We start from the raw sequence: 26,995 nt of genomic DNA, 5'->3' as shown, positions 1-26,995 counted from the left end.
GCTGTGGTTGATGATCTGCAACATTGAAGACAAACGAGCCGCAAAGAGAGCGAAACAAGGCAAACGAGCCTCGGCTACCGCCAGCAGGCTCGTGGAAGGAGCCCGAGTTTCCGGCTGGAAACAAGCCATCAACCAAATGGCCGTAGCCTTTCCCGCCCGCTTCGACAAATACCTATAAACCTAGCCCCACACACAAACAACTTGACACGCTCCAACTTTCGGTGCGAACGTTCCGCAAATCCTAGGACAGTGCGGTGTCGAACTGCCCCCAGAAAAGCCTTCTGCTTATCGACGAACCAAGGGTGCCGCTTCTTAGCTGGCTACATTATCTGCGCTGCGCAGTTCGCCGTCCACCCGGACTTACCGGCAGTAAAGAACGTGGTGCCCGTTTCGTGGATGCTCGGATCACCGCATGAAGCAATCTGTTTCTCCATGACCTGAGGTTCCTTTTGGTCCGGTGCTTCTGTGTATCCGATGACAGCTTCGTCCTCTTGTTGCACTGGCGCGGGCGCAACACTCGAAGACTGCCGCACCGCGCCCGCGAGTGCTTCCGGCACGAGCATTCCTGCCGACGTCGTCTCCACCGGCGCCGTAGTTTCCTTGAGCGTGGACGTCACCGTCGTGGCCGGGCTCGACGGCGTAAGCGCCGCCTGTCCTATCCTCGCTGGTCGCTGAGTGGCGCACCCAGCCAGTGCTGCTAGCGGGGCGAGCGCGGCGAGTTTTGAGGCGTCGTGTCGTCGCACAAGAGTATAAGATCCGGTCCCCGGTGCCGCGCTATTCGCTCTGAAAGCGCTTGAGGTGGCCAACCACTTCGGCAAGCGCCTGCTGGGTCCTCTGCAACTCCTCGCGGTCCTTCGCTTGTCGGAGGATATGCTCGAGGGCGTCATGGGCTAGCAGCGCGATCGCAATCGCCTCGATTGGGGGCTGGTCGGTGGATGCCTGGGCGAGCATCCGGGGTACGTTCGCACGCATGTAACCGGTGTACCACTGGCGAACACCCGCAGAGGAAGCCTCCCGGCCAATGCGATCGATCATTTCAACTGCCCTAGCCAGCTCGTTCCAGCTCTCTGCGTCGGCCTCCGAAAGCAGCGGGATTGCCGACTTCGTAGGGTGAAGGAGCGCTTGATACGCCTCCGTCTCCTCGCCCCTTTCGATGTGAAGCGCGGCGAGCGACATAGCGTTGCGCATTGCGTCGGCGATGAATCGCGTTCCGAAGGGCACTCGCTGCGCGGCGTAAATGAATTCCGCGGCCACTAGTTGCAGCAGGCTCGCCCTGTGTGGGGCAGTTAGCTTCCATACCTCGGCCTGGAGTTCCAGGGCTTGGGCTACGAGGGCGTGGGCAATGGAGGGGCCGTCGCCATCGCGGCGCAGTGACCAAGCCCATTCCTGCGCCTGCTCGAGGCTTATGGCGGCGTAGCCATCCTTACTAAGCTTCCTCTGCACGCCTGCGAGCTGGATCCAAGTCCTAGCGCCCTCCTCAAGAGCCTCCGAGTCTGCTGTCTCTGCCGTTTGCAGCAGCAAGACTAGGCAGTTCTCTAGCAAGGTTTCGGCATTCTCGAACTGCCCGTCCTGGGCAAAAAGGAGTGCCATTTGTCGCTGCGCTGCGGCGAGGCGTGTAAGGATTAGGCGATTGTTGGGGCTAGCCTCGAGCAGCGGGGCGACCACTTTTTGTACGGCGTGCAAGTACCGTTGTGCTTCTAAAGGATCGCTTGCAAACCTGGACAGCAGCGTCAACGTTTTGCAGTGTAGATAAACCCACATTGCGTCAACACGGTGCCCGCGCGTCACATAATTCTCTAGGGCGAATGCGCAAATGTTTGCCACCTCCTCCTTGACGCGCGGATCTGGCGTTTGCAACGCTGATGCAACGAGCGTGCGGATCGCTTCAAGCGGAGTGTCCAAATGGCGCAGCGCTCTTAGGTGGTCCATCGCATACGGCAGGTGCAGCAAAGAGGTGACCACTGCCACCTCGTACTCCGTGGTTTGCGGGAGGCTATCGAACGCCAGCGGCAGGCTCATCGCATCTTCCGGAACTTGAGAAGGCGGGCAGTGAAAGAGGTGGTAGAGGAAGGCGCCGGCAATCTGTCGCATGGCCTTCCACTGCGCCTCAACTGCGGCGAACTGCACCGATTCAACCGGGGCCCACTTCGGCGTCGTTTCGATTGCCGTGTGCAATTCCGGTTCGTAGGTGCGCATCAACGCGAAATGGGTGAGATCGGAACTGAAGCTCGCGGCGGCATGATCGAAAATCTGGTGCCCAAAGCGCATACGACCCTCGGGCCCGCTGGGAACCAACTGCCCGCCGAGTGACCGGAAAAGGCGAGCCACGCAGTACTCAACATTGCCCTCAAAACCACTGATACGCAGCGCCTGCGCCACTTGCTCCTGCGAACTTCCTATCCGGGCAGTGCCCAACATGCCGACTGCGGCCCTGGCCATAGCGCGGTCGGTAGAGTCAATTGATGTTTCCAAAAAGTGGTACACCGCGCCGGGCATGTCGTCCGGGATAAGCCACGCTCTGTCCCCAAGCATTCGAGCGATCGCGCCAGCCTGATCCTCCTCCGTTGCGATGGATGCAAAGTCATCGCTGTCGATGTCCAGCAGCTCGTCTAGCGCTAGTTCTACCCAGAGGGGAGTGCGGTCCTTCGAAGCGATGAGGGCTCGGGCAGCTCCGCCGATTTCGCGATGCGTGTGACGCTCCCAGTCCTCCACCATCTCGCGCACGTCGGATGACGGTATGGAATCCAGCACGACCCTCTGGAAGTTGTGCATCTTTAGCAGCTGACCGTGCGCTTCAGAGCGCGTGGAGACTGACATTGGGGCCCGCTGCATGAGCCACTCCAACGGCCAGAAACCGGCGACGGAGTCAACCAGGTGGTCCAAACCGTCGACGATGAATACCAAGTCTGATCGATCGGCCAGGGCGCCTTGCATTGTGTCGCGCCAGCGCTGCCGCCAGGTGTCGGGGTCGCCGCGGCCAGTATCGAAAAGCGATAAGCCCACTCGCTTGTTTAACTGCTGGGAGATCTCGAACGCGAGCTCATCGCCGGTCCACACGCGATTATCAAGTCCAAGGATAACTGTGACGGGGGTTGACCCTGAATCGATCAGAAGCCGCTCGAATGCCAAGAGCAGGGCGGATTTGCCGCTGCCCGGCCCGCCCAGGACAACGGTGGATAAGCGGGTTTGGTGCATCATCTGCAGAAATTGCAATGCCCAGTCTCCTCCAAACAGGCGTGTGCGTGCTCCGCGGAAAAGCACCTCCTCGGACGGCCCCGCGTGCGCGGTGCTTCGCGCCTGGTCGACCAGGGTGTTTTCGAAAAGTTCGACTGCCAAGTCCTCAAACTGCTGCTGTCCCACCTCCGACCAGTGGCCATCCGGCGCGACCTGAACGGAGTAGCTGCGTACCTTACCGGTCTCGCCCCAGCGCGAAAGTACCTGTTGTCTGAACGCGGAAATCCTCGCCGGGTCCGCATCCTGCCACCCGATCGGTGCCTGGCCCTCAATGTCGCGAACAAGAACGAACGGCGAGGTTGTCGCATCCGTGTCCCACAACCCGGCTTGGGCAAATTCAAGTTCCGTGATCGAACAATCGCGAGCGCGTTCAGGATCCAAGCCCGCGCGTCCGGCTGTCCACTCCAACAGTGCCGTATCTTGCGAGACCCACCCGTAACGGCTTCCGACGAGGCCGAGAAAATGAGGGTTTGCACGGGTTACCTCATCCAGGCACACGTCCAGCACTCTGCGCTGCGCCTCCTCGGGCTCCATCTCGCCCGTGTCCACGCCCCAGCGCAAATCTATAAACTGCATTCGTGCCCCGTACGGGCGGAGCGTCTCATTGAGACGGTCTTGCACCCGACCCGTCAGAATGTCTCGCTCAGTTTGGAAGTCTCGAAACGTCGATGACACAAAAACGGGAATGATCAGCACAGTCAGCTCCTTTATCGGTGTGCGTGCTCTTCAAATTGTAGCCCACTGGCGCTCTTTGAAAAGTAGCCTAGAGCGGTCGTTGGCTATTGTGCCTGATGTGACCGCAAAGCGGAGGTTGTTGCGGGGACTTCACCCATCTAGTTTTCCCGGATGCGCTACTTTTCAAAGAGCGGTGACAACCGGTGGTCACACTTAATGTTCGGGCAGCATGAGGCCTTTGCTTATCGACACTCCCTCATCCTCTCCACTACTATTATTCATATGGAAACGTGGTCTTCAGCCAGCCTGGACCGTCGATTTGCGCGCGCAGCGTGGTATCGACCCATCCGGAAAGTTCGAGCTCGGCAGCTGGAGCGCGTAACGGAGTGGACAACCGCCAACGGTAGCCGACTTCGCGGTAAGGCGGGGGACTGGGAGCTCACTGATGGCACCCGAACTTGGACCGTCGCCGCCGATATTTTCGCCAAAACCTACACGGAGGTTGCGCCGCGCACCTACCAGAAAACCGAGCGCGTGCAAGCCGTTCGCGCGGTGGAGGACGCGCTGATTCCTACCTTGGAGGGCGAGGCTTCGATTCGGGCGGGAGACTGGGTCGTTCGCGGGGTGGACGGAGAGGTGTGGCCGGTGCCCGATTCGGAATTCGCCGAGGCCTACGAGATCCTAGCGATGCCGTAGCCAAACATCCCGACCAGCGCTGGATACACGTCATCTACAATCCTGCGGTTGTAATCCTGCGTGGTCTGGTCCAAATCCTTGAAAGGCATGTGCGTGTCTTTCTTCGCAGGGGGCTCTACCTCGTAGTCATAGGATGCCCGACGCTTCGCACCGCTTGCGTCGACCCACGTGCGGGTGAGCATCCAGTCGTTGTGTTCTGCCTCAGCCATTGACCAGACCTCTTCCTCAGAGAGCGAATCCATCCATCCATAGGCGTCTTTGACCAGCTCAAAACCATGATTACGCAGATTTTCAACCATGAACCGGGCTGCTGCCTCGGAAGACTGCTGGGCTTTTAACACCTCGTCGCGGGATGGCTCCCTGCTCGGATCCGGCGGGCCGTAAAGCGACTGATACGCGATATCGAATGCCCAGCCCCACACGGAGAAGGTGGAGCCGCAGATCGCCTCGAAACTCAAGCCCACCTCTTGAGGGTCCACTATTTCCAGGGCGGTGGCTGTGTCGTTTTCGTCCCAGACCAGGCTTTGCAGTGTCCGGTCCGTTACCGCAACAATGGCTCTGCGCCCATTGTAAGAGGGGATCTGTGCCGCAACGTGCACCGGATCCTCGACGAGAATAACCACGTCTGCCAAGTTCGTGAGCCCCGGTTCACTGAGCTGTACTACTTGCAATTCGCCGGCGAAGCGGTTGTAGCTGTTGATCCACGCGTCGAGCTGCCGCTTTTGTATCCCTTGGCCGCACTGCTTCACCTCCACTGTGCTTGCATGCAAACGGCTCAGGAGGCGAAGCGCGGTATCGGTCACCGCGCGTACCGTGAGGTCGGCGGGGTGGAAGGCTCCCACTGGGCGTTGCTTAGCAATGTGCGTAAAACGCGCGGAAGTTGCCAGCTCAGGGGAGCGAAGAAGCTGGAAAACCGACACATCATCGCCACATTCGATGCCTCGCACCTTCTGCACCTCGGAACTGAGCCGCGCCGTCTCGATATCATTTTCGGCCGCCACCACGACAATGGAAGCACGCTGGACCGTCTTCTCCACCAGTCGGTCACTTTCAAGGCTCTGCTTCAACCCGAGATCAAGCGTGCCTTTCGCCATGGGATTGCCACTTTCAAAAATTTGCACCGGCAGCTGATTGTTTTCCTCATGGATCGAGCGAACGATACTGCTAGCCTCCTCCGAGGAACCAATGATCACTGGTCCGCCCTGCCGGCGCCTGCTTGTCGCCCGCGCCCACCCGATCCGCGAAACGCCAGCTAGGAACGAAAAGACAGCACCGAAGGTGACCATCAGAGACAGAACTAGGCCCGCCGTCATCCACGTGGAGGGCGATTCGGGCTGCCCTGGGGCGGGAGCGTAGACCGCAGCGAACGGGGCAACGGCTGAATACAGGAGCGAAACAGCGGGTGCGTCCTCAGTCTCTGCGAGCGTCACACCGAGGTTAAGGAGGGCAATGCTAACAGCGAAAACGGCGATGACCAACCGTTTGTTATCCACACGCATAGGGCCACCTTAGCGCCGCTGAATTGGCGGCAGGCGGGCACGCGCCGGAGGAGGATGGAATGGGGATCGTCGCATAATCTTTCCGGCTGGAGGTTTAGTGTTGTGTGGTGTCGAACACCCCGTGGAAAACGTGCAGCAGCGTGCCGAGGGCTGGGAACGCGGGCGCCCGATCACCATTGGCGCTAACTGCTGGTTTGACCCCGGCGCCGTCGTCAACGAAGACATCCCCCCGAGCACCCTTGTCGCCGGCGTCCCAGCACGCACGATCCGCGCGCTCACCTAGAGCTCTTGCTTATCGACGCCCTCCGGCCCCACCCATAACCCAGCCCGCGCCGTCACGGCTATGCCGGAGAGGACGTGGTGTGCGTAGAACAGACTGCACATCATCTGTGACCCATGTGCGAGTTACACACCGGTGTCCGCGGGGTTTCAGTGGTCTGAAGCGTCCTGAGTATTGTTCCGCTAATTTTGCGGCCATGGTCTGTGCGGCTGTTTGGCGATAGTAGAGAGTTTCTTTCGCCTGCGGCGTGATGTAGCCGAGGGAATCTTCTAGACGCTGGTTGTTCCACCAGTACACCCACCGAAATGTGGCTAGTTCGACCTCAACGACTGATCTCCAGAGCCAGTGCGGGTAAATCAACTCCGTCTTGTACAACCCGTTGATTGTCTCAGCCAACGCGTTGTCGTAGGAGTCGCCGACACTTCCCACGGACGGATCACCCCCTTCCTCGGCGAGCACTTCACCATAGCGAATGGAGACGTATTGCACTCCGCGGTCACTGTGATGGATTAAACCCTCACCTCGCAGATCGCCGCCACTATGCAACGCGTGCTCGAACGCCTCCAACGGCAGCTCATCAGTGCGCATCCTGGCCCGCGTTGCCACTCCGACGATCTTGCGGGTGTAGACATCGGTGATAAACGCCGTGTACGCAAACCCAGACATCGTGCGCACGTAGGTGGTGTCAGCGACCCATAATCGGTGCGGCGCTAAAGCAGTGAAGTCACGATTGACCAAATCAGGGCGCAGGTCCGGTGCTTTCGCCGGAACCGTCGTCCCAGGGTTTCTCCCACTACGTGTGCCCCGAATCCCAGCGAGCTTCATCAACCTGGCTGTTTGATCCCGGCCGATGTCCCACCCAGCTCTGCGCATCGCCTTCCACATCTTGCGCACGCCGTAGACACTAAAGTTGTCCTCGAAGATGTGAACCAACTCTGGGATCAGCATGCTGTCGGACAATGTTCGCGCTGATGGCGCCCGTGTTTTCGCAGCACGGTAACCACGCGAGGAAATAAAATGGTGCAGCTCACAACCACAACAACTTGTTGCCGCTCAACGGTAAGAAATGGCGTCGTGTTGACTGCAGCGTTGGGGAATAAGCCGAACGTCTGCAGGTGGGAGTGGCTGTAAGGTTGCGTCAAGACTACTTTGGCTGATTCGGTGCGCCGCGTCGAAATGGTGGAGTGGAGGAGGGGCTTCGTCGATGGCCTACCATAACGTCGACCCGGGGCCGGTGAGTTCTTTGACTTGTGGAGACGCGGCGTAACGATAGGAGCATTCCCGCCACATGTTTCCCAACCCTCCGATCAGTATCAATGTTAGATTGGTCTTATGGATAACCCATGGAAAGATCTAGCCATCGACAGCAACGGTGAATATGTGGCGAGTTGCGATAGAAATGCCCTTGAGCCGTTTCTTGCGATCATGGATCCTGAAGAGGAGCTTCAGCTCAGTGTTCCACCTGAGCCGTTCATTGGAGATCCTTCCACCGTTTCTTTCGTGGCGATGCAACTAAATTCGGGTAGCAGCCGTTCAGACGATTATGAGCGGAAGATCTCTAGCGACGTCAGGGCCTTCGCTCCTAAACGCGAAGAAATACTCGCTAATCTTTTCGGTGGAAATAAAGGAAATGTATGGGGCTGAAGCCACTCCGAATCTCGGGGGAAGGTAAAGAGGAACTTTACAGTGCTCCCCACACATGGTATTTCGGGGCGGAAATCAAAAGAGAATCTGGATGGGAATTTGAATTTGCAGGTCGGTCCCGTTTTCAACTGCTACTGCTTGCACTGACTTCTCCACGCGCTAGGGAAGCTCTGAGGGCACTTGAAGAACTCAATATCAGCAACTTTCATAAAGTTGTTCTGGCTACTGAAGGTGAGAATTTTTCTTCGAGTCTCGACCGTGCCTACGGAATTCTTAGAAAGAAGTTCGCCGTAATCGAATATTTTCCTTACCATTCCGAAAAGGCGGACGATGGAAAGAACAATAAATTTGAACTGCCTAGCCAAGAGTGCACAGAGTACCTTCTTGAACAGGCGTATGACAGTGGTGCCAGCATTTACTTGACGAGGTCGATTGCCAACTGGGGAAGTCTCACACCCAAGTTGTTCGAACACGGTGAGCGGTTGATCATCGCATCTAGCAATAGCAATATAACCTTTACGCCAAAGAGTTTCGTAAGTGGGACAGCGCTACGGGTGGACAGGGGGATAAAGATCCCAACCTATTCTGGAAGGTCGTAGAAAAGCTCGATCCGCAGGAATGAGGTCGAAGAGCGCATCGGCCGGAAAACAACTGTCTGAACCTTTCGTCCTGTTCGAGGAACTTCTAGGTGGTGGTTCCTAAGCAGTCTTCATGCCCACGCGTTTCGAGAAAAGTCGGACGATTGATCGCGGTAACGGTTCTACGGAGCGAACGCGAGTTCAGGAAGTGTCCCGAGCGTAAGAAGAAGTGGGAACGACATCGACCTAGAGACGCCGATGTTCCCGGTAGTGCGAAGTGAGCTGAAGGAGCAAGTGACGCTCCTCCGCTGGCAAATGAGCACCGGCTAGCACTGGGGAAATACCTGCGTAGATAGTGCGGGCTCCGCTCGGCGTTTTCGCAATGCGCTTTGATGCACTCAATTGTTCAGAACAGGCGGCACTGTCTGTGTGTCAGTGCTTCTTCGATTCAGATCGTACCTACAACCCGGGTTCTTATAAGAACGAGCTGATCCATACTCGCAGGTGGAATGACGTTGTCGAGGTAGAAATTGCGACATTCGAGTGGGTGTCATGGTAAAACGAGGCTAGGCTCCACTAAAGCCTGGGATACCGAACCCCGGTCGAGGTGGAGACCGAATTTTGGAAGCAGAACCCGCAACAGGGAATAATAGAAATCAAGGCACATGCCTAGGAACAAAACTCGGGGCACTTCAGTATCTCGTTCGCAATACTGGTACTCACGGAATGAGCGACAAGGCTCCCAGCTGGTTTAGTACAGGTATCCCCACTTTGGATTTATGGAAATGGCAGTAACCCCAGAGTATTAATTTGATTTAAAGACCGCCGCGTTCTTTTTAGCAGATACCCTTAATAGGGACGCTTTGAGTGAAAATAGGTTTAGGGATGAAGCCGCCACATCATTGCCAAAGTTTCATGGCGTCGCTGCCTGGATTAATACCTTTTTATACATTGTTTTAGAAGTGGAAACTCCTAACGGTACAGCCTTTGTGGGGTTTGAAACCATCTTCCACCCTGAGGGAACTTTTCGAGAATACTCGGTTGAGTATGAAAATGTCCACGACTTATGGGCGTACGAAATTGCTGGCGAATCGTTTCTTAAAAAACTCGATTTTGAAGATTCAAATCGTATCACTTGGTTGAAAACAGATAGGGAAAGTTTCGTTCCTTCTACATGGAACGATTTGCTCGATTTTAAGGATGCTTCGAATCAAATATGGATGCAGGATTAAAGGATTTTCCTTTTGACTATTGTCACGAAGGAACTTGAATACTTAATGCGAGATGACTCGTATCCGCCATCAGGTCACCGTAAATAGCTGCTACCCGACACGGCCAGAACCGTCGACTTAATTATCTGATTAACGGAAAACGGGCCTGACCCTTGTTTGGTGGTTGTCTAACATCCAGCCCGGTCGGGCCAGGAAGAATTATAAGCTATACCCTGTCGAACAGGGAGTGAGCTAGCAAGAATATGGATAGCTCAGAGCCTGAGGATGCTTTCCCTGAATTTTTTCTTAAAGTCATCGATGACAAGGCATGTCCTGTCCTGCAGTTCAGGGTGCGAAGGAGAGGCTCTGAGCCGCAGTAAGTGGGGGTGTTATGGCGAGTCCTGGCCAACCCCATCGGAGCCTTTTCATGGAGTAAGGGAGCAGGTATTTACTGGCTTCCCTCCTCGTGCTGGAGCGCGGCGTCAATGGCTTTTACTGATTCGATGATGTGTGGGATAGTGCCGGTCGGGTGAGTGTGGGCGTTATTTGGGATGAAAGTGACATCGGCGCCGCGCTTAGTCCATTCATTTACGAGCTGTTCAGCAGTAGAGTACGGAATCACGTCATCACCGCGGCCATGCGTAATGACGACTGGAATCGCAGGCACATCGTAGCCAATATGCTGCTGTGCCAGCATCGATTTGAAAGGCTCACTGTCGATGAAGTCTTGTACGGTTCTGCCATCGTTGCTGATCCGCTCAACGGTAGTGCCGGCGGTTTTAAGGAGCCCCATGGTACAAGTATTCGTCGCATCCTGTAGCTTTCTTGCGCCCCGGTCATTGAGATGCGAGTACAGATCCTCGCCATAGGAGTTGCTTAGCCCTAGAAGGGCATACGACTCGAAGAGGAAATACAAGGAGCCGTCGAGGGTAGAAGGCAACAGCGTAAGGTCTGTTGGCGCAGCACCGATAGTCGCAAGCTTGATGTTGAGCTCCGGAGCATAGTCATCATATAGCTCGGCAGCAGCGGCAGCAGCTCCACCGCCTTGGGAGTAGCCATTGATAAATACTGGGTTGGTTTCGTTAATGTCCCAGCCTTCTAGTTGCTGCGCAGCTCGAATACTGTCGAGGACCGTATGGCCTTGGGAAGCGCGATCCATGTACGTGTGCATGCCAGGGGTGCCAAGGCCCTCGTAGTCGGTGAGTACTACGGCATAGCCCTTCTTAAGGTACTGATGGAAATAGAACTGCTCGTAGTCTCCAACCCCGTCTGCAATTTTACGGGAGGCGGCACAGCGGTCCGCTAAACCTTGGGTTCCCGGTGCAAATGCTACGACAGGGCGTGGACCTTCTCCGCCCCACTCGGCCTTGGGCTCAATGACCATCCCGCTTACTTGGATCTTTTCTCCAGAACGGTTGGTGGAAGAATAGAGTATGCGGTCTGCCTTATAAGGGCCGATGTTATTGATGCCAAGTGGATTTTTGGGGTTGCGCACAGATTCTGATCGGAAGAGCTGTCCCGGCTCCGAGGAGTCGAGTTCTACCGGATCGTGGTAGAAAGCGGTGTATTGATCTCCGATATGGTCACCTGGACCCAAGAGTCCTGATGAAAGGGGAGGGAGTTTGGAGGCTTCTTCGGCCATTGATGCCGCCTCTTGCGAATCTTCAGCGGGTCCTGAGCCTTTAAGTGCCTCGTCAATAAAAGAGGATTCTGGAAGCTCTGAATGCCCTTCAACTGGTGGAGTCGATTCGGCGGAATCGATAGCACCGGCGACAGGGCTAGCGGCAGTGATGAGAACCCCTGAGGCCACAAGCACTAGATAGTTACGGGTTGCAGCTTTCACTACGGGGGCCTTTCAAGTTCTTGTAGGGATAATTGAGCGGTATCCGATTTTGAAAATCTGTGTTCGGATACGGGCAATTATTCACTAAAAGCTTTTCCCGTACTCTAAGTTTGAAATGTTATTTTGAGCTGATCACCCCTATAAGGGGAGAGGTGGAAAGCCCAAAGCCAAAAACTGATGATTGAATTTGACTGATGTGTGCCCTAGGGGAAGCGGCTTTCCCATGGGATGGGAGCAATTACTTGCGGGCAAATAGCCGCCAGCCAAAGAAGAACAGGGCGGACATCACGGTTGCCACGATGAGGAAGCTCCAATGGGGCAGGCGGCCATTGACCATGATCCACAAGGCCATGCCGCCGATGATGGCAGACAGCCAGACTACAACGCCCTCTTTCCACTTGCCCTGGACCTTTGTGGCCAGGATAATGGCCCAGCCGATGAGCGCGCCTACTGCCCAGGGCCAGAAGGCATCGACCCAGCCGGAAAAGCTCAGGCCACCGTGGGCGAGACGGGCGGCGATGGCGAAAATCATCAAGGCGATGATGTCAATGAGCGGAGCGATACGCGTCGAAGTCATACGGTTTCCTTTTCTTTTTCTTTACGGGATAGCGCGGCGTAGGTAATGCCCTTGCGGGCATAGTGCCAGAAATAAATGACCCAACCAATAGCGGTGATGAAGGCAAAAGAGATAAGGCGGTAGATAATCGCTGTACTGGTGGCATCGACTGCGGTCATGCCCGTGGCCACGAGCGTGGCGATGATTGCCGCTTCCACCGTGCCCAGACCCGCCGGGGTGACCTGAGCGGAGCCGGCCAGCTTGGCGGTGAGGTAAGCCAGCGCGACGCCGGCGATGGTGGTGGTGTTATCGGCCGAATCGGTCGTGGGCATTTGGCCGGTCACGGCCCACACACAGCCCCAGAGCGAGACCATGTCAATGAGCCGGTTGGCCAAGGAATAGAACGACGCCCAGGCGAATTGCCGGCGGGTGAGGTGTACTTCCTTGAGGCTCTCCACGTGTTCGAGTAGGGTTTCGCGCTTCGAGCCTTTTACCAGCCGCTGCTTTTTCACCCAGCGCTCCAGCGTTTCGGGGTGATTACTCAGCCAGAAGAGCCCGCCGGAGAGCGCCAGCATCGCTGCCAATGTGCCGATGAGGGACCACAGGGCCATATCGGCGTTGAGGAAAAGCACGCCGCCAAGCCCAATGAGCACCAACCACAGGGTGGAAATGGCGGAAGAGAGCACGAAGAACCAACCGCACAGGACCACCGAGGCGCCCCAGGTGCGCTGCACATGGAAGGTCAAGATGGCAGAAAAGGCCGGGCCTGCGGGCATGGTGGTGGACCAGGAATTGGATGCAAAGGTAAGAGCAGCGGTTTCTGTGCCCTCCACTTCCACGCCGCCGGCCCGGATGAGCAGGCGCATGACCTCACCCATCGCCACGACGGAGAGGATGGAGGCGATGACCACGAGCGTTACCGGGCCTGGTTCGGCGTGGGAGAGCCGTGAGAAGCCTTCGCTCAAAAAGTCCAGCTCATCGCGGAAGACATAGATGAGGATGGCCAGGACTATGAGCGAGGCGATAACTTGCAGCCAATTTTTCAATTATTTATCTCCTTCGAGGCGCCGCTTTAACTCACTGAAGGGAACGGTCTTCCCACGGCGGGTGGTACTACCAGAAAGCCTAGTGGTCAAGTGATGCAGCCAGCTAGGCGCCCACCAGTTATCCTCGCGCAGCAGGTGCATGACGGCGGGGACGAGGAGCATGCGGACAATTGTGGCATCGATAAGCAGCGCAAAAATCATGCCGTACGCGATGTATTTCATCATCACGATATCGGAGAAGCCGAACGCGCCCGCCACCACGATCATAATCAGGGCCGCCGCCGTGATGATGCCGCCAGTATGCGCGGTACCGGCCGCGATGGCCTCGTCCGTGGAATCGCCGCGCCGGCGCGCCTCCACCATGCGGGAGACCAAAAAGACCTCGTAGTCGGTGGACAAGCCATAAATGATGGCGATGATCAGCACCAGAATGGGGCTCATGAGCGGGCCGGGCGAGAAGTTCAGCGCGCCGGAGCCCACGCCGATGACGAACATGAGCGTGAGGATGCCTAGGGTGGCGCCCAGGGTCAGAAGCGTCATGACAATGGCCTTAATCGGCAGCACGAAGGAGCCAAAGACTAATGCCATGAGGATGAAGGTGGCGAGGACGACGTACAGCGCCATCCACGGCAGCTTGTGGAAGAGGGCATCGAGCGATTCCACTTCCATGGCTGGCGTGCCGCCGACATAAAGGTTGACGCCCTCGGGGGCTTTAACATCCTCGAGCTCGTGGACGATCCGTGCGTAGTCCTCGCGGTCCTTAATGCCGGCCGAAAGGACAGTGGTGCCGTCCTTGGTGGCGGTCGATGGCCCCATGGGGTCGGTAAGGCCGTCGAGGCCGCGGACCTGCATGACGACATCGACAAGCTGCTCGTTGGTGGCATTTTCCACTACGAGCTTGACCGGCTCGGTGCGGAAGGCTGGAAACTCGTCGTTGAAGCTATCCTGCGCCACACGGGTGTCGTGGTTGGGTGGCAGGTAGGTCTCGTTGATGCCGCCGAAGGTGATGCTCATGATAGGCAGCGCCAGCGCGATGAGCAGGCCGCAGATGGCCAGGGTCAGGCCCTTGGCGCGGCGCATGGCCCAGCGCGGTAGCTTGTACCACCAGGTGTCCTGAATGGTGCGGGCCGTGCGGGAGGTGCGGTGCACCGACCACAGATCGATCTTGGGCCCGAGCATGCCGAACAGGGCCGGCAAAACGGTGACGGACAGCAGGGCCGCCAGGCCGACGGCGGAAATCGAGCCATAGGCAACGGACTTCAAGAAGGCCTGGGGGAAGAGGAAGAGTCCGGAGAGTGCGACGGCGACCATCGCCGCGGAAAAGACCACGGTCTGCCCGGCGGTGGCGGTGGTGGTGGCCACGGCATCCTTGGTGGAGCTTCCCTTATCCAGCTCCTCGCGGAAGCGGGAGACCATAAATAGGCCGTAATCGATGGCCAGGCCCAGCCCCAGCAGCGTGACCACTGCTTGGGCAAAGACGTTGACCTGCAGGAAACCGGCCAGGATGGCCAAAATGCCCAGCGAGCCCAGGATGGATAGGCCACCGACAATAAGCGGCATGAACGCCGCCACCACGGAACCAAAGACCACGAGGAGCAGCAGGCCAACGAGCGGGAGGGCGGCCTTTTCCGCGCGCGCAATATCTTCTGCCATGCCTTCATCGAGGGCATCTGCCACGGCCGTGGCACCGGCAACCTTGACCGGCGCGGAGGTATCCGTCAGCGCGCCCTCGATGGCGCGGAAGTCCTGCAGCGTTTGTTCGTCATCGCCCTTGAGCCCAATGGCGGCAAAGGCCAGCGAATGATCATCGTTGACCAGGTTGGGGTTCTTGCTATCGAAATAGCTGGTGACAGAGTCAATCTGATCCGGGTAATCCTTTTTGAGCTGCGCCAAGTGTTCCTTGGCGGCATCGAAGTTCTCATCGGGCGAGGTAAAGAGCAAAACAACGTCGCCGGAATTATCGCGGCCGAAGGTTTCCTGCTCGATCTGCGCCGCGCTTGTCGATGCCGCATTCGGGTCCTCCCAGCCTTCCTGGCTCATGCGTTCCTCGAGCTGGGTTCCAAAACCTACGAAGAGGGCAAGGATGGCACCGAGGATGACGATGGGAATGACCTTGCGGTGCGCATAGGAAAATCGTCCCCATTTTTCAAACATGTGGGGTAAGCCTCCTAGCTATTATTCAGTAGCGCAGCCAGCGGGCGGAATGGCTGGAGCCATGCACCACCTTCAGGCAGGTTATCCAGGTTGACGCGGGGTAGCGGCTCGCGGAAGACGCCGTCAATATCTTCTAGGTCAACGAAGTCGATCTCGGGGTGACCCACGGCCCAGGAGGCGTGTTCGTGGAAACCCAGGACGGTAACGGGCAGGCCTTCATTAATGAGCTCTTCCAGCAAGGGTTGAAAGTTCTGGCCATCGGCAGAGGCGACCACGACGCCGGCGAGATCATCGCGCAGTTTTTCGATGTGGTCGATCATGTCTGGATCCACATCGTCATCTTCGTGGATCTTCGGCTTGGCAAAGACGCCAAAGCCCACATTGCGGATGGCCTCTACCCAGGGGCGAATCACATCGGCGCCGCCGGGGGAGACATTGGTAAAGACCGCGGCCTGCGGATCGGCATCGACATCCACCGCGCGGTGGACCAGCCACCGGCCGATGGCATCAAAACGCGGGCGATGCGCTGCGGTGGGGCGACCCCCAAGCAGGGAGCCGAGCCCCATATCCATATTGGGTGCGTCCCACACCAGTAGATAGGTGCTCATTTACTTCTTCTCCCACAGGTATTCAGTAATGATGTGTTCTTTATCTAGGCCCTTGCCCTCAAACTTGGTGATGATCTGCCGGTCCACCAATTGCGGGCAGTCTGGCCACGGCCAGCCCTTGTACTCCAGGCTGGGCTCGACGTGCACGAGCTCATCTATCCATTCGGCATAACCGGCGTGGTCGGTAGCAACGTGCAGGACTCCGCCCTTCTTTAGCCGGGAGGCAAAGAGGTTGAGCGTGCCGGATTGGATGATGCGGCGCTTGTGGTGGCGCGCCTTGGGCCAGGGGTCCGGGAAAAAGACGCGGATTCCATCGAGGGATTCCGGGGCAATCATGCGCACCATCACCTCCACGCCATCGCCGCGGATCATGCGAATATTATCAATGCCCTCGCGCTCGATCTGGCCCATGAGCTTGGCCAAGCCTGGCTTATAGAGTTCTACCGCGATGATATTGGTGTCCTGTTCCAGCGGTGCCATGGCCGCGGTGGAGGTGCCGGTGCCGGAGCCGATTTCCACGATGGTTTTGGCGCCGGTGCGACCGAACCACTCATCGACATCGATAAGCTCATCGCTTAAGACGCGGCCCAGCTCGGGCCAGCGCTGCTCAAAAAGCTGGTGCTGGTTATCCGTGAGCGTGCCGCGGCGGAAGGTGACATTGCCCAGGCGCGGGTAGTCCAGGTCATTATCAAAGACCGCATTGAAATCCGTTTGCGGCGGGCGACCCGGCGGCATTTCTCCGGCAGGGGTGTTTTGAGAATTATCCGTGCTATTCATTGCGCCCTATTTTTCCCTGTCCAGGCATGGCAAGCAATATGCCGCGCCGGGTGTTTTCCCCGCTGTATGGGGGAAGAGGATAACCGGTGGATTCAACGGGGGTGACCCCTTGTGGCATAGAATGGGTAAATAGGATACTTTAATGCCCCCGAAATGGTGTGGAGAAAATCACGCCTAATATCACAATTATCCATAGTGTGCTTGGTAAACGTCCGCTCACGGCGGTGGATATAACCGGAGTGGGAAAAATGACACTTAATGTGGCCAATATTTTGGCTTTGCCGGTTAATCTGGAGGCGGAAGGCAAAGTTGGGCCGTGATATGCCCCGATTTTCACATCCTATCCAGAGGAGAATTTTTAATGACCGCCACCATTCAGGGCCTCGTTGGAGAGCTGCCTACAGACAATCAAGAACTGATCGATTGGATTAATGAAAGCGTTGAGCTTTTCCAGCCGGACGAGGTGGCTTTTGTGGATGGCTCGCAGGAAGAGGCTGACCGCCTCGCCGCAGAGCTGGTCGATAAAGGCACCCTCATCAAGCTAAATGAGGAAAAGCGCCCGAATTCCTACTTGGCGCGGTCCAACCCAGCGGACGTTGCCCGCGTGGAATCCCGCACCTTCATCTGCACCTCGAAGGAAAAAGATGCGGGCCCAACCAATAACTGGGCACCGCCAAAGGCCATGAAGGAAGAAATGACGGAGGCCTTCCGTGGATCCATGAAGGGCCGGACCATGTATGTCGTTCCTTTCTGCATGGGCCCGATTAGCGATCCAGAGCCCAAGCTTGGCGTGCAGTTGACCGATTCCGCTTATGTGGTCTTGTCCATGCGCATCATGACCCGCATGGGCGCAGAAGCACTGGACAAGATCGGCACAGACGGCGATTTCGTCCACGCCCTCCACTCCGTCGGCGCCCCGCTGCAGCCAGGCGAAGAAGACGTTGCCTGGCCGTGCAACGACAATAAGTACATCACCCAGTTCCCAGAGACCAAAGAGATTTGGTCCTACGGTTCCGGTTACGGCGGCAATGCCATCTTGGCCAAGAAGTGCTACGCGCTGCGCATCGCGTCCGTCATGGCCAAGGAAGAAGGCTGGATGGCTGAGCACATGCTCATCCTGAAGCTGACCAACCCGGAGGGCAAGAACTACCACGTCGCCGCCGCATTCCCGTCCCAGTGCGGTAAGACCAACCTGGCCATGATTACCCCCACCATTCCTGGTTGGAAGGCTGAGGTCGTGGGCGATGACATCGCCTGGCTGCACCTGCGTGAGGACGGCCTCTACGCCGTGAACCCGGAAAACGGTTTCTTCGGCGTGGCCCCTGGCACCAACTACGATTCCAACCCGATCGCCATGGATACCATGAAGCCGGGCAATACCTTGTTCACCAACGTCGCGCTTACCGATGACGGCGATGTCTGGTGGGAGGACATGACCGACGAGGCACCAGAGCACCTCATCTCCTGGACCGGTGAAGACTGGACTCCGGCATCGTCCACCAAGGCCGCCCACCCGAACTCCCGCTACTGCGTGCCGATTTCCCAGTGCCCCACCGCCGCGCCGGAGTACGACGACTGGAAGGGCGTCAAGATTGATGCCATTCTCTTCGGCGGCCGTCGCAAGACCACGGTTCCGCTGGTTACCCAGTCCTTCGACTGGAACCACGGCACCATGATCGGTGCACTGCTGTCTTCTGGCCAGACCGCAGCCGCAGAGGGTGAAGTTGGTGCGCTGCGTCACGACCCAATGGCCATGCTGCCGTTCATGGGCTACAACGCCGGTGACTACCTGCAGCACTGGGTTGACATGGGTAAAAAGGGCGGCGACCGCATGCCGGAGGTCTTCCTCGTTAACTGGTTCCGCCGCGGCGACGATGGCCGCTTCCTGTGGCCGGGCTTTGGCGAGAACTCCCGCGTCCTCAAGTGGATCATCGACCGCATTGAAGGCAATGTAGAGGCCGAGGATACGGTGGTCGGACGCACCGCCCGCGCCGAGGACATCGACTTGGAAGGCCTTGACTTTGAAGTCGACGACGTTCGCGCCGCACTCGCCGTTGACCCGAAGGAATGGGAAGGCGATATGCAAGACAACGCCGAGTACCTGAACTTCCTGGGCTCCCGCGTGCCTGAGGAAGTGTGGAACCAGTTCCGCGCCCTGAAGAAGCGCGTGGAGGACGCCGCTTCCTAACGCGTTTATCCGCGGTAATTCCCCGCATAAAGCTAACCCCAGCAGCGTAAAGCTCTGGGGTTAGATCTTTGTTGGGGTTAAGGCCTAAACGACAGGATGTGTTGGTGAAGTTATATGTTTAGCCAGTCTGGCCTGCTGGTATTAGGATTATTTCACTTATCCGGAGGGATAACGCAGTCTCGGGCCTGAAATACCACCGGGGGCGTGCTGATGTGCTAGGCGCCGAGGTTCACGATGAATGGATGAGTAAGAATCATCCTCGATGCCCCGTCTGTAGCAGGGCGTGCACCAAAATACGGGACTACAAGCATCAATCCGCCAGCGATGGCGATGGAACGCCTGTAAAGCCACTGTCACTCGCGCTAGAGGCTGAGCCAGGAAAGTGGACGCATCAGAGGCCAGGCCTTAGCCAAAGCACACACCCTAGCCAGCCAAGAAACGCAAGCCACCAGCGGCCGTGAATACGGCCGACCAGCAACTTTCGACAGTGCCTATAACCACTCTATGGGAATACGCAAAGGCCACATGCCCTAAACCACGCAGTCCACCAACACAAAATGTCGTTTAACCCGACACGCCGGAAAACAACACATTTTGTCGTTTAACCCGGGGTTAAACCGATACACCCAGTTACAACGGAAAAGACCCCGCCACCAAAGGAACCGTAATCCTTAACTTGGTGAGCGGAGTCCTCAACTTTGTGACCGCTACCGTGAAGTTCGTTAGCGCGATCCTTCACGTGGGTCTTTAGGCCCGAGGGGCTCAACGATCTGGCACTCGTTGGGGGCCCATATTATTCTACTACGACTTCTAGAATCCAAGACGTGTCCACTTTCCGGGGTGGATCTGGTTCAGACTATGGAAAATGTTCTAAAAACTCTCTCACTGTATATGTTGCAGTGGCAATGCCGATTCTCCTATTTGCCGCTATTGCTGTCGAATTCTTAGAACCAGTGAAATGGAAAGCGTATCGGGATAACGAGTTGAGCCGCATCCTGCTGTGTACACCGAATCCTTGGACTGCAGGGTGGTGAAGCGCTAGATTGAATCGTATTTTAGAGCCCCTCAAGCTTTGAGGGTTAAGCAGGGAAAATAATCTTGCCTAGGTAATTTGACAGACAAAGCGTCGAGCCAATGACCTATGATATTTTCAAGCACCAACTAGGAGGTGAAACATGAGTGATGACGATACCCTTCGCCTTAAAGTCGACGGTAACCCTTGCGAGATTGAATTAAAAGCACTAGAAAAATCTGTTGCGGCTATCTCTAAGCTGATCCGTGCTGTAGGTGGTAATGATGTGCAGCAACGTATCAAGGGATTAAAAACTGGAAGTGCTGTTGTCGATGTCATCACCGAACCTGAGTATGCAAAGGTTTTAACGGAAGGGCTTGAAGCGCTCACTCAGACTGGACAACGCCCTGAGAAATTCAACCGTACCGCGCTGACCGCTGTAAGGGACCTTTATGGAGTGACCACGGAACGGGGAGTTACTGGTGTTTATTTCGGTAGTCTCACTGCGCCCATAAACGTTAACCGAGAAGTTTCCCGGCATGCAACTGAAGCACTTAAGGATGTACTCGAATCTCTCGGTTCTGTGAAAGGTACTTTGTATAAGTTTAATGGGCGTAATAGATTGACTGCCGGAATTGAGCAATCCCGAACCGGTAAGAGTATTCGGCTTGAGTTGGAAAAGCATCAAGTAAAGACGGTCCTAGAGCATATGCAACAGGAAGTTTTAGTACGAGGTTTAATTACTCGAGACCCGGTTACCAACGAGGTGCAAACAGTCAAGGTCAAAGACGTGAGCGAAGTAGGAGAAAAGAAGATTCAAAGACCTGCATATGAGGTTCGAGGAATTCTGGGAACCGAGTGGCTTGAAGGTCTAGATCCTGTAGATATTGTGAGGTTGAACCGTGACGCATAAGCAATCGCTCTATTACATCATTATTGATACCAATGCTTGGGTCACCTTCTTTTCCTACAAGGCGAACCGTGGAGATCTTAACGAAAACGCACTCCAGACGGAGCGAAGCGAAATAGCTTCAAATGTGGAAGCTCTAATCAATGGAAACGGTAAAGAGCACATGCTGCTTATGCCCACGCCGATTTATGCGGAACTTCTCGGAATAATAAGAGGGAAAGGTAAAACTGCTAATAAACGGAAGAAGTTAATTGACAACGCGGTAGGTTTTCTTGAAACTATAGACTTTCTTTTTGTTGACTTAGATGAACAGTTGGTAAAAGACTCAGAAGAGTATATGAAGCGTTATGAATTGACCGGTATAGATGCTTGTATCGTTGCCGCTGCTGCATACTGGGGCGCTCATTACGTTTATACCAACGATAAACAATTACTTAAGCTCGAAAATCGTGTGTCTGGCGTAAGGGTGATGGCGCCGCCAGAGCCCACGCAGCCACAGTTACCGTTTAGTAGCCATTAGGATGCAAAATCTAGAACGTCAGACTATTAGTTCGAATTTGCCCCTCGAGAAATGGATACATCGGGGTCAATTATGCCCGCTTTGGGCAGTGTAGTTGAAGTTTCGCTTTCAAAGACATCAGAAACCAAAAGGTTACACCAGGGGTGCCGCTGGCATGTGTTGTAGCGCATGCACCACCGGAAGACGTCTTGCCGGCAGGTGATCGGATCGTTAAAGACCTTCCAGTCCCGTAGTACTTCTTGCTTGAGAGTTGCGTTAAACGAGTCCGCTAGGGCGTTATCAGCACTATTCCCTACCGCCCCATGAACTGGCGCACAGAAGCTTTCTGCGCGTAGTTTCCACCTCGGCTACTGAACTAGCGCTTCCTTTTTCCGCTGCGCAGGGACTTCTTAGCCCGATAGCCCCGCCAGAGCCGTGATTGCCACGACCGTGTTATTCGCAATGTGAATGCACAGGGGAGCGGTAAGTGTCTTGAACCAGAGGCGCGCTAGCACCAAGAAGGTGCCAAAGAATGCGATGTAGAGCATTACTGCGGGGATGCCGTGCGCGAGGGCGAAGACAGCGATGGTGATAAGCGCTGCCGCCCAGGCGGGCATGGAATTTTGCAGCCAATCCAATAGGACGCGGCGAAATGCCACTTCTTCGACCAAGGGAATGACAAGCGCGGTGCTGAGTACCACCATGATGGTGGCGGCGGGGCTTATCTTTAGGCCGGCGGAAAGATTATTGCCGGCTGGTTCGCTGCCCAGTAATGCATTGACGGCACCCGTGGCCGCACCAGAACCCAGGATGGCGAGGGGAATCCACCACAGCAGGTGCCATAAGGAGTGCTTGGCTTTCACGAACCCGGCATCGCGCCATGACCAGCCCAAGCGGCGGGAAAATCCGTACCAGACCGTTCCCAAGCCGAAGATGGCGCCGCCAACGGCGATGCCAAAGGCCACCCAGGAACCGCTCTTTGTAATGAGGCCACAGGCGATGCCAATGAGTGCCGCACCGGCAAAAGTGGCGACGACGCTGGCCGCGGCCCACCCCAGGTGAGCTGCGCGAACGGCGGGGGAGAGCTGTGAGCTTTGTAGTTGGTCCGGCATGCTGGGAAGTATAGTAGGACAACCTCCGCGCGAGCTGTGGCGCGGCCTAGTCCGGTTGCAGTACCAGCGTCAGGTTGGACACGGCGAATTCGCGCAGGCCAGGCACCTTGGTTAGCCACCAGGCCCAGCTGGGGTGGTAGCGCGGAAAGGCGAGCTTTAGCGCGCCGGTGGACTCGGCCCAAGTGAGGCCGGCGGAGCAGGGGACATTAAACAGCGAGGTGCCAAAGGCATTCTTGGGCGGGTGCCCATGGCGGCGGGTATAGCGGTCGCGGGCGAAGGCGCCGCCTATGTAGTGCTCCCACAACCCGGTTTCGTGGCCACCGAAGGGGCCGAGCCAGACGGTATAGCTCATGATGCACAGGCCGCCGGGGCGGGTAACGCGCAGCATTTCTTTCCCCATATCCCACGGATAGGGGATGTGTTCGGCGACATTAGAGGAATAGACCACATCGAAGGAATCGTCCGCGAAGGGCAGGCGCGTGCCATCGCCACGCACGGAATTGCTGAGGTGGATATTGGCCGCGGACATTTCCCCGGCATCGGGCTCAAGACCAATGTAGGAGGCGCCGCGGTCCGCGAAGGCGGCGGCGAAATAGCCGGGGCCGCCGCCTACGTCGAGCACGAGGGCATCGGCAAGCGGCACGCCCAAATCGCGGCCCAAGTTTTCCACCAGCGTGGCCGTATCTTCTGCCAGGCCGCCGTAGAAAATATCGGGGCGGGTTTGCTCGAAGCGGAAAGAGCGCAGCAGCGCCCAGGAGCGGGAGAGCGTGGCCATGTCGCGGGTGTGTTTCATAAACCACTAGGCTAATACCCCACGATGAAAATTCTTTTACTATGCTGGCGCGATTCCACCCACCCACAGGGTGGTGGCTCTGAGCGTTACCTCGAACGCGTGGGGGAGTACCTAGCGGCGCAGGGCCACGAGGTGGTCTTTCGCACCTCTAAGCACATGAATGCGGCGCGCCGGGAGGTCCGCGATGGCGTGCGCTACAGCCGCGGCGGCGCCAAGTTTGGCGTGTACCCGCGCGCGTGGGCGGCCATTGCGGCCGGGAGAATGGGCCTGGGGGATCTGCGCGGCATTGACGTGGTCATCGATACCCAAAACGGCATTCCCTTCTTCGCGCGGCTGATTTCCGGCGCGCCGACGGTGCTTCTTACCCACCATTGCCACCGTGAGCAATGGCCCGTGGCCGGTCCGGTGCTCGGGCGGCTGGGCTGGTTCTTGGAATCGCGCGTGGCACCGCGGGTATATCGGGATTCGACCTACGTCACGGTCTCGCAGGCCTCGCGCGAGGATCTGGAGGCGCTCGGCATTGAGGGTGCGCGGATCATCGCCAACGGTTTGGACCCCATTCCGGCGCACGTGCCTTCCCTCGAGCGCGAGGCGGAAAAGCACCTAGTGACCCTCTCGCGGCTAGTCCCACACAAGCAGATCGAGCACGCCATGGATACAGTGGCGCGCACGCCGGGGGCGGTATTGGACGTGATTGGCTCGGGCTGGTGGGAATCGAACCTGCGCGATTATGCCGAAACGCTCGGCGTGACGGATCGCGTGCGCTTTCGCGGCCAGGTTACGGAAGACTATAAGCACGCCTTGCTCGCGCGTGCCGATGCCCACCTCATGCCCTCCCACAAAGAGGGCTGGGGCCTTGCCGTCATGGAGGCCGCCCAACATGGGGTTCCCACGGTAGGTTATGCGTTTGGCCTGCGCGATAGCGTAATCGATGGCGAGACCGGAATCCTTGTAGAAGAAGAGGGTGACTTCGTGGCGGCCACCCAGGAGTTACTGGATAATGCGGAGTTGCGCCGGCGCTTAGGGTCTAATGCCCGAGAGTTTGCCGCGCGCTTTTCGTGGGAGAAGACCGGCGCTGCCTTTGCGCAATTGCTCCAAGGCTTAGTAGCGGGGAAGCCATCCACAGGGCGGTAAGTGCCCACGGCAGCTCGGGGCGCGGGGCGTTGGTCTCTGCGGCGATGGCGCCATCGACCACCACGACGCCCACCCCAAGTTCCGCAAGGCCTGCCATATCGCGGTCCTGCCAGGCGCGCAGCGCCGCGCGGTACTGCGGCGAGGCCTGATCGATGACTTCACCGTCCACGCTGAGCTCGCCGGATTCCACCATCGGCACCGCCTTGGAATAGGGATCGACCGCGACTCCCGGGGTGGCTTCTCGATGCGCACCGCCATCCCCCGTGGGAACCTCCACCAAATTGGGCCGTTCGGGGAAAAACGCCAGGCGTCCGTCGATATCGCGCACCAACTGCTCATCCACCCCGGTATCGCGGGGAGAGAGCACGGCGAGGCGGGACGGGGCGGGAAGAATCTGAATCGTGGCGGCCACCAGCGCGAGCGCGGCCGGAATCTGCGGCAGCGCACCGATGGACGCCACGTATAGCGGCAGCGCGAGCATCGTGAGTTTGTGGCTATCGCGCAAAAGACCGGCCCCTGGAACGTAATCGATGGCCCATTCCAGCATGCCTGGCAAGAGCCAACATGCCAGCGCCCCGCCGAGTCCCAGCGCGGCCAGGACGGTCAAGCGCGCCGGAACGCGGTGCGCGCCCGCCAGCGCGAGAACTGCGACGAAAAGGCCGAACACGGCCAGGCCAAGGGCGGCCTCGCCATTCCAGATTCCGCCAAGCCGCAAGAGCGCGCCCACCGTGCCCACGTGTTCTTCTGCGCGCGGGGAAAAGGCCGCGACGGCGGCTGCGGCATCGCCGGGCACGCTGGGTTGGAAGAGACCTGGAACCAGCCACGGCAGCCACAAGAGGCAGCCCGCCAGGGCCACGCGCTTCCGGCAGGTAAACAGGGCGGTGACCACCGCAAATAACCCGCCGGTGGGGGTAAGCGATGCTCCCCACATGGCCAGCCATGCCAGCCAGCTGTGGCGGCGCCCCGCCCAGGCGATGACCGGGAGTAACCAGGCCGCAATGGCCAAGGACCACTGGCCTTGCAGGAGGCGTTCGATGACAAAGGGATTGGCCACCGCGATGGTCATCGCGGCCAGCGCCGCTACCGTGGTGCGAGACCACAGCGCGGCGGTGAGAGCGGCGGCCCCAGCGGCGGTAAAGATAAGGACCCGGGCGGTCCACGCGCCGCCGAGTAATGCCAAAAACCCATCTTGTGGTGCGTTGCGGGCTGGCAGGCTTCCCGCACCCAGCGCGGATGGGGTAAGCCCCGGATCGTTTAAGAGCACCATATCGCGCCAGAGGAATTCGCCGGGCAGCGCGAAGGGCCAGCACACCGCGGCCACGAGAAGAATTCCCCACAGCCCGAGGAGGATGCGCCTAGGCGTGCGCGGCATCATGGGCGTCACGGTGGCGGCGCATGTACTGGTAGGCGGCGAAAATGAGCAGGGAAACGCCGATGGCCTTGCCCAGCCAGCCAACGGCCATCAGCCCCCGGATGGCGTAGATTACCGGGCGGACCTCAGCGAGGCGTTCCGAGCGGGTGTCCTCTGACCACCGGAAATCCGCTGCCAGCACGGAGCGATCCTCTGTGTCATCCTCTGCGATCAGGGTTCCCGCCTGCTGGATATCGGTGGCGAAAAAGACTTTGACGTTTTCCCGGACATCCACGATGGTGCCGGTGGTGGGCTCGACCGAAATATCGCGGCCTACGGTATAAAAGGGCTCGACAATGACGGTCGCATCCGCATCCAAGTCCAAAAGCTCGCGCGAGTGGCGGTCATAAAAACGGCTGGCGGGACCCTTCAACTGGAAATCGCCGGATTTCAGCTCGTCCGTTTTAGTGGTGCTGTCCAAATCCGCGCTGATATTGCTAAAGGTGTTTTTCAGCGGCAGCGGCTGTACGTCCTGGTGATAGGAATAGATGGGGATGCCATCCACCTTGGAGTCGCCGGTAAAGTCTATCGGCGTGGATTCCTGCGCCAGGAAATCAAAAAATGGGTAGGAGCGCTGCTCCGTGCCGGAGGGGAAGAAATAGGTGAGGCCGTCTCGCTCGAAGTCTTCCCGGGTCAGATCGGCGTTGAACTCGGGAAAGGCGAGGGCCCATTTATTGACCGGATTCGCCACCGGGAACGTGGATTCGCGGTTGAGCACGGAGTGTTGATCAACGGAGGCGATTTCCTCTTGGGAGTCCCTGTCTTTTCCAGCCAGCAGGCTGGTCACGGAATCGGTGGTGGCGATGGTGTCATCATCGTCCACCTCGCCGGTGGTAATGGTGCGCTCCAAGGTCAGCGGCCCGTGGTGCTGGTAGCACCACATCGGGGCGGATTTGTCGGCGCAGCGCGGGTCATCGCCGGATGCGGTAGCGGGGGCTTCACCGTCCATGAGGGCGCGCACGTCCATCCATACCGCATCGGTGGGTCCGCTCGAGGTGGAAAAATCTTGATCCAAGCCCAGCGGGCGGGTCCGGTTATTGTAGAGGGTCGGGGCGAGGGTACCAATGAGGAGGAAAATGATTGCGGCAATGACAACCCACGTCCGTGGCGAGCGTGGCCAAAGGTAGCGGCTCAT

At 57.8% G+C, this 26,995-nt stretch carries 22 protein-coding genes and 3 pseudogenes; 10 read left to right on the top strand and 15 right to left on the bottom strand.

Translation table 11 applies throughout. From position 1 onward, the window contains the following. Positions 1–178, top strand: a pseudogene (locus HMPREF1257_RS09295) (IS256 family transposase); the annotation flags it as partial. A 142-nt stretch (positions 179–320) separates the two neighbouring features. Here HMPREF1257_RS09295 and HMPREF1257_RS12290 read toward each other — a convergent pair. Both HMPREF1257_RS12290 and HMPREF1257_RS09285 read right to left on the bottom strand, forming a co-directional pair. Beyond that, positions 321–743, bottom strand: coding sequence for a hypothetical protein (locus HMPREF1257_RS12290; protein WP_156904634.1), 423 nt, complete (start codon positions 741–743; stop codon positions 321–323). A 31-nt stretch (positions 744–774) separates the two neighbouring features. Further along, positions 775–3,930, bottom strand: coding sequence for a DUF4062 domain-containing protein (locus tag HMPREF1257_RS09285; protein ID WP_023024268.1), 3,156 nt, complete (start codon positions 3,928–3,930; stop codon positions 775–777). A 261-nt stretch (positions 3,931–4,191) separates the two neighbouring features. Between HMPREF1257_RS09285 and HMPREF1257_RS09280 the strand changes: the two genes are divergently transcribed. After that, positions 4,192–4,605, top strand: a complete 414-nt coding sequence (locus HMPREF1257_RS09280) for a hypothetical protein (RefSeq protein ID WP_156904633.1) — start codon at positions 4,192–4,194, stop codon at positions 4,603–4,605. Here the strand turns inward: HMPREF1257_RS09280 and HMPREF1257_RS09275 are convergent. After that, positions 4,581–6,104: a hypothetical protein gene (locus HMPREF1257_RS09275; protein WP_023024265.1), complete on the bottom strand. Its 1,524-nt coding sequence runs from the start codon at positions 6,102–6,104 to the stop codon at positions 4,581–4,583. The two genes, HMPREF1257_RS09280 and HMPREF1257_RS09275, sit on opposite strands and share 25 nt — an antisense overlap. Positions 6,105–6,201: 97 nt before the next feature. Between HMPREF1257_RS09275 and HMPREF1257_RS09270 the strand changes: the two genes are divergently transcribed. Then, the gene (locus HMPREF1257_RS09270) at positions 6,202–6,387 is read left to right on the top strand and encodes a hypothetical protein (protein ID WP_023024263.1); all 186 of its coding nucleotides are present in this window, start codon (positions 6,202–6,204) and stop codon (positions 6,385–6,387) included. Between the two features lie 216 nt (positions 6,388–6,603). Here HMPREF1257_RS09270 and HMPREF1257_RS09265 read toward each other — a convergent pair. Further along, positions 6,604–7,401 (bottom strand): annotated as a pseudogene (locus HMPREF1257_RS09265) (IS3 family transposase); the annotation flags it as partial. 315 nt (positions 7,402–7,716) lie between these two features. On the opposite strand from HMPREF1257_RS09265, the gene HMPREF1257_RS09260 reads away from it, so the two are divergent. The 3 genes from HMPREF1257_RS09260 (at position 7,717) to HMPREF1257_RS09250 (ending at position 9,838) form a co-directional block, all read left to right on the top strand. Next, a complete protein-coding gene (locus HMPREF1257_RS09260) occupies positions 7,717–8,028 on the top strand; it encodes a hypothetical protein (protein WP_023024258.1) in 312 nt (103 codons plus the stop codon). Then, positions 8,019–8,627 carry a hypothetical protein gene (locus tag HMPREF1257_RS09255; protein WP_023024256.1) on the top strand — a complete coding sequence of 203 codons (609 nt, stop codon included), beginning with the start codon at positions 8,019–8,021 and terminating at the stop codon, positions 8,625–8,627. The genes HMPREF1257_RS09260 and HMPREF1257_RS09255 overlap by 10 nt, the downstream gene beginning before the upstream one ends. A gap of 842 nt (positions 8,628–9,469) precedes the next feature. After that, complete coding sequence (locus HMPREF1257_RS09250) at positions 9,470–9,838, top strand: hypothetical protein (RefSeq protein WP_232208550.1); 369 nt, start codon at positions 9,470–9,472, stop codon at positions 9,836–9,838. Between the two features lie 427 nt (positions 9,839–10,265). On the opposite strand, the gene HMPREF1257_RS09245 is transcribed toward HMPREF1257_RS09250, so the two are convergent. The 6 genes from HMPREF1257_RS09245 to trmB form a co-directional block, all read right to left on the bottom strand. Continuing rightward, a complete protein-coding gene (locus HMPREF1257_RS09245; RefSeq protein WP_034659542.1) occupies positions 10,266–11,660 on the bottom strand; it encodes an alpha/beta fold hydrolase in 1,395 nt (464 codons plus the stop codon). Positions 11,661–11,898: 238 nt separating this feature from the next. After that, positions 11,899–12,237 (bottom strand): DUF3054 domain-containing protein, encoded by a 339-nt coding sequence (locus HMPREF1257_RS09240; protein ID WP_005279751.1) that lies wholly within the window; start codon positions 12,235–12,237, stop codon positions 11,899–11,901. After that, positions 12,234–13,262: a YbhN family protein gene (locus tag HMPREF1257_RS09235; RefSeq protein ID WP_023024251.1), complete on the bottom strand. Its 1,029-nt coding sequence runs from the start codon at positions 13,260–13,262 to the stop codon at positions 12,234–12,236. The genes HMPREF1257_RS09240 and HMPREF1257_RS09235 overlap by 4 nt, the downstream gene beginning before the upstream one ends. Beyond that, positions 13,263–15,416 (bottom strand): MMPL family transporter, encoded by a 2,154-nt coding sequence (locus HMPREF1257_RS09230; RefSeq protein ID WP_023024249.1) that lies wholly within the window; start codon positions 15,414–15,416, stop codon positions 13,263–13,265. A 14-nt stretch (positions 15,417–15,430) separates the two neighbouring features. Then, on the bottom strand, positions 15,431–16,024 hold the full coding sequence (locus tag HMPREF1257_RS09225; protein ID WP_023024247.1) for an NYN domain-containing protein: 594 nt from the start codon (positions 16,022–16,024) through the stop codon (positions 15,431–15,433). Then, positions 16,025–16,801, bottom strand: coding sequence for a tRNA (guanosine(46)-N7)-methyltransferase TrmB (trmB, locus tag HMPREF1257_RS09220; RefSeq protein ID WP_023024245.1), 777 nt, complete (start codon positions 16,799–16,801; stop codon positions 16,025–16,027). A gap of 361 nt (positions 16,802–17,162) precedes the next feature. Between trmB and HMPREF1257_RS09215 the strand changes: the two genes are divergently transcribed. The 3 genes from HMPREF1257_RS09215 (at position 17,163) to HMPREF1257_RS09205 (ending at position 21,431) form a co-directional block, all read left to right on the top strand. After that, positions 17,163–18,989: a phosphoenolpyruvate carboxykinase (GTP) gene (locus HMPREF1257_RS09215; RefSeq protein WP_023024243.1), complete on the top strand. Its 1,827-nt coding sequence runs from the start codon at positions 17,163–17,165 to the stop codon at positions 18,987–18,989. Between the two features lie 1,175 nt (positions 18,990–20,164). Then, the gene (locus HMPREF1257_RS09210; RefSeq protein ID WP_023024241.1) at positions 20,165–20,914 is read left to right on the top strand and encodes a hypothetical protein; all 750 of its coding nucleotides are present in this window, start codon (positions 20,165–20,167) and stop codon (positions 20,912–20,914) included. After that, positions 20,904–21,431: a PIN domain-containing protein gene (locus HMPREF1257_RS09205; RefSeq protein WP_023024239.1), complete on the top strand. Its 528-nt coding sequence runs from the start codon at positions 20,904–20,906 to the stop codon at positions 21,429–21,431. Before HMPREF1257_RS09210 ends, HMPREF1257_RS09205 begins: the two co-directional genes overlap by 11 nt. Before the next feature lie 26 nt (positions 21,432–21,457). On the opposite strand, the pseudogene HMPREF1257_RS11985 reads toward HMPREF1257_RS09205, so the two are convergent. From HMPREF1257_RS11985 to HMPREF1257_RS09195, 3 genes and pseudogenes are all read right to left on the bottom strand, one after another. After that, a pseudogene (locus HMPREF1257_RS11985) lies at positions 21,458–21,727 on the bottom strand (integrase core domain-containing protein); the annotation flags it as partial. A 93-nt stretch (positions 21,728–21,820) separates the two neighbouring features. Next, complete coding sequence (locus HMPREF1257_RS09200; RefSeq protein WP_023024236.1) at positions 21,821–22,522, bottom strand: CPBP family intramembrane glutamic endopeptidase; 702 nt, start codon at positions 22,520–22,522, stop codon at positions 21,821–21,823. Between the two features lie 46 nt (positions 22,523–22,568). Then, on the bottom strand, positions 22,569–23,315 hold the full coding sequence (locus HMPREF1257_RS09195) for a class I SAM-dependent methyltransferase (RefSeq protein WP_023024234.1): 747 nt from the start codon (positions 23,313–23,315) through the stop codon (positions 22,569–22,571). Positions 23,316–23,339: 24 nt separating this feature from the next. Here HMPREF1257_RS09195 and HMPREF1257_RS09190 point away from each other — a divergent pair, with 24 nt between their 5' ends. Further along, positions 23,340–24,449, top strand: a complete 1,110-nt coding sequence (locus HMPREF1257_RS09190; protein WP_023024232.1) for a glycosyltransferase family 4 protein — start codon at positions 23,340–23,342, stop codon at positions 24,447–24,449. On the opposite strand, the gene HMPREF1257_RS09185 is transcribed toward HMPREF1257_RS09190, so the two are convergent. Together HMPREF1257_RS09185 and HMPREF1257_RS09180 are read right to left on the bottom strand one after the other, a co-directional pair. After that, positions 24,343–25,824: a hypothetical protein gene (locus HMPREF1257_RS09185; RefSeq protein WP_023024230.1), complete on the bottom strand. Its 1,482-nt coding sequence runs from the start codon at positions 25,822–25,824 to the stop codon at positions 24,343–24,345. The genes HMPREF1257_RS09190 and HMPREF1257_RS09185 overlap by 107 nt on opposite strands. After that, positions 25,805–26,995 (bottom strand): DUF3068 domain-containing protein, encoded by a 1,191-nt coding sequence (locus HMPREF1257_RS09180; RefSeq protein WP_023024227.1) that lies wholly within the window; start codon positions 26,993–26,995, stop codon positions 25,805–25,807. The genes HMPREF1257_RS09185 and HMPREF1257_RS09180 overlap by 20 nt, the downstream gene beginning before the upstream one ends.

Source organism: Corynebacterium sp. KPL1814, from assembly GCF_000478175.1.
GTDB lineage: Bacteria > Actinomycetota > Actinomycetes > Mycobacteriales > Mycobacteriaceae > Corynebacterium.
The sequence above is the reverse complement of the archived record's forward strand: the minus strand, read 5'-3'. Positions and strand labels throughout refer to the sequence as shown.

What these genes read in the sequence shown, in the direction of transcription:
- HMPREF1257_RS09280 (WP_156904633.1), top strand. Translation starts at nt 4,192, where the DNA reads ATGGAAACGTGGTCTTCAGCCAGCCTGGACCGTCGATTTGCGCGCGCA.
- HMPREF1257_RS09275 (WP_023024265.1), bottom strand. Translation starts at nt 6,104, where the DNA reads ATGCGTGTGGATAACAAACGGTTGGTCATCGCCGTTTTCGCTGTTAGC.
- HMPREF1257_RS09260 (WP_023024258.1), top strand. Translation starts at nt 7,717, where the DNA reads ATGGATAACCCATGGAAAGATCTAGCCATCGACAGCAACGGTGAATAT.
- HMPREF1257_RS09255 (WP_023024256.1), top strand. Translation starts at nt 8,019, where the DNA reads ATGGGGCTGAAGCCACTCCGAATCTCGGGGGAAGGTAAAGAGGAACTT.
- HMPREF1257_RS09240 (WP_005279751.1), bottom strand. Translation starts at nt 12,237, where the DNA reads ATGACTTCGACGCGTATCGCTCCGCTCATTGACATCATCGCCTTGATG.
- HMPREF1257_RS09230 (WP_023024249.1), bottom strand. Translation starts at nt 15,416, where the DNA reads ATGTTTGAAAAATGGGGACGATTTTCCTATGCGCACCGCAAGGTCATT.
- HMPREF1257_RS09225 (WP_023024247.1), bottom strand. Translation starts at nt 16,024, where the DNA reads ATGAGCACCTATCTACTGGTGTGGGACGCACCCAATATGGATATGGGG.
- trmB (WP_023024245.1), bottom strand. Translation starts at nt 16,801, where the DNA reads ATGAATAGCACGGATAATTCTCAAAACACCCCTGCCGGAGAAATGCCG.
- HMPREF1257_RS09215 (WP_023024243.1), top strand. Translation starts at nt 17,163, where the DNA reads ATGACCGCCACCATTCAGGGCCTCGTTGGAGAGCTGCCTACAGACAAT.
- HMPREF1257_RS09210 (WP_023024241.1), top strand. Translation starts at nt 20,165, where the DNA reads ATGAGTGATGACGATACCCTTCGCCTTAAAGTCGACGGTAACCCTTGC.
- HMPREF1257_RS09200 (WP_023024236.1), bottom strand. Translation starts at nt 22,522, where the DNA reads ATGCCGGACCAACTACAAAGCTCACAGCTCTCCCCCGCCGTTCGCGCA.
- HMPREF1257_RS09195 (WP_023024234.1), bottom strand. Translation starts at nt 23,315, where the DNA reads ATGAAACACACCCGCGACATGGCCACGCTCTCCCGCTCCTGGGCGCTG.
- HMPREF1257_RS09190 (WP_023024232.1), top strand. Translation starts at nt 23,340, where the DNA reads ATGAAAATTCTTTTACTATGCTGGCGCGATTCCACCCACCCACAGGGT.
- HMPREF1257_RS09185 (WP_023024230.1), bottom strand. Translation starts at nt 25,824, where the DNA reads ATGATGCCGCGCACGCCTAGGCGCATCCTCCTCGGGCTGTGGGGAATT.
- HMPREF1257_RS09180 (WP_023024227.1), bottom strand. Translation starts at nt 26,995, where the DNA reads ATGAGCCGCTACCTTTGGCCACGCTCGCCACGGACGTGGGTTGTCATT.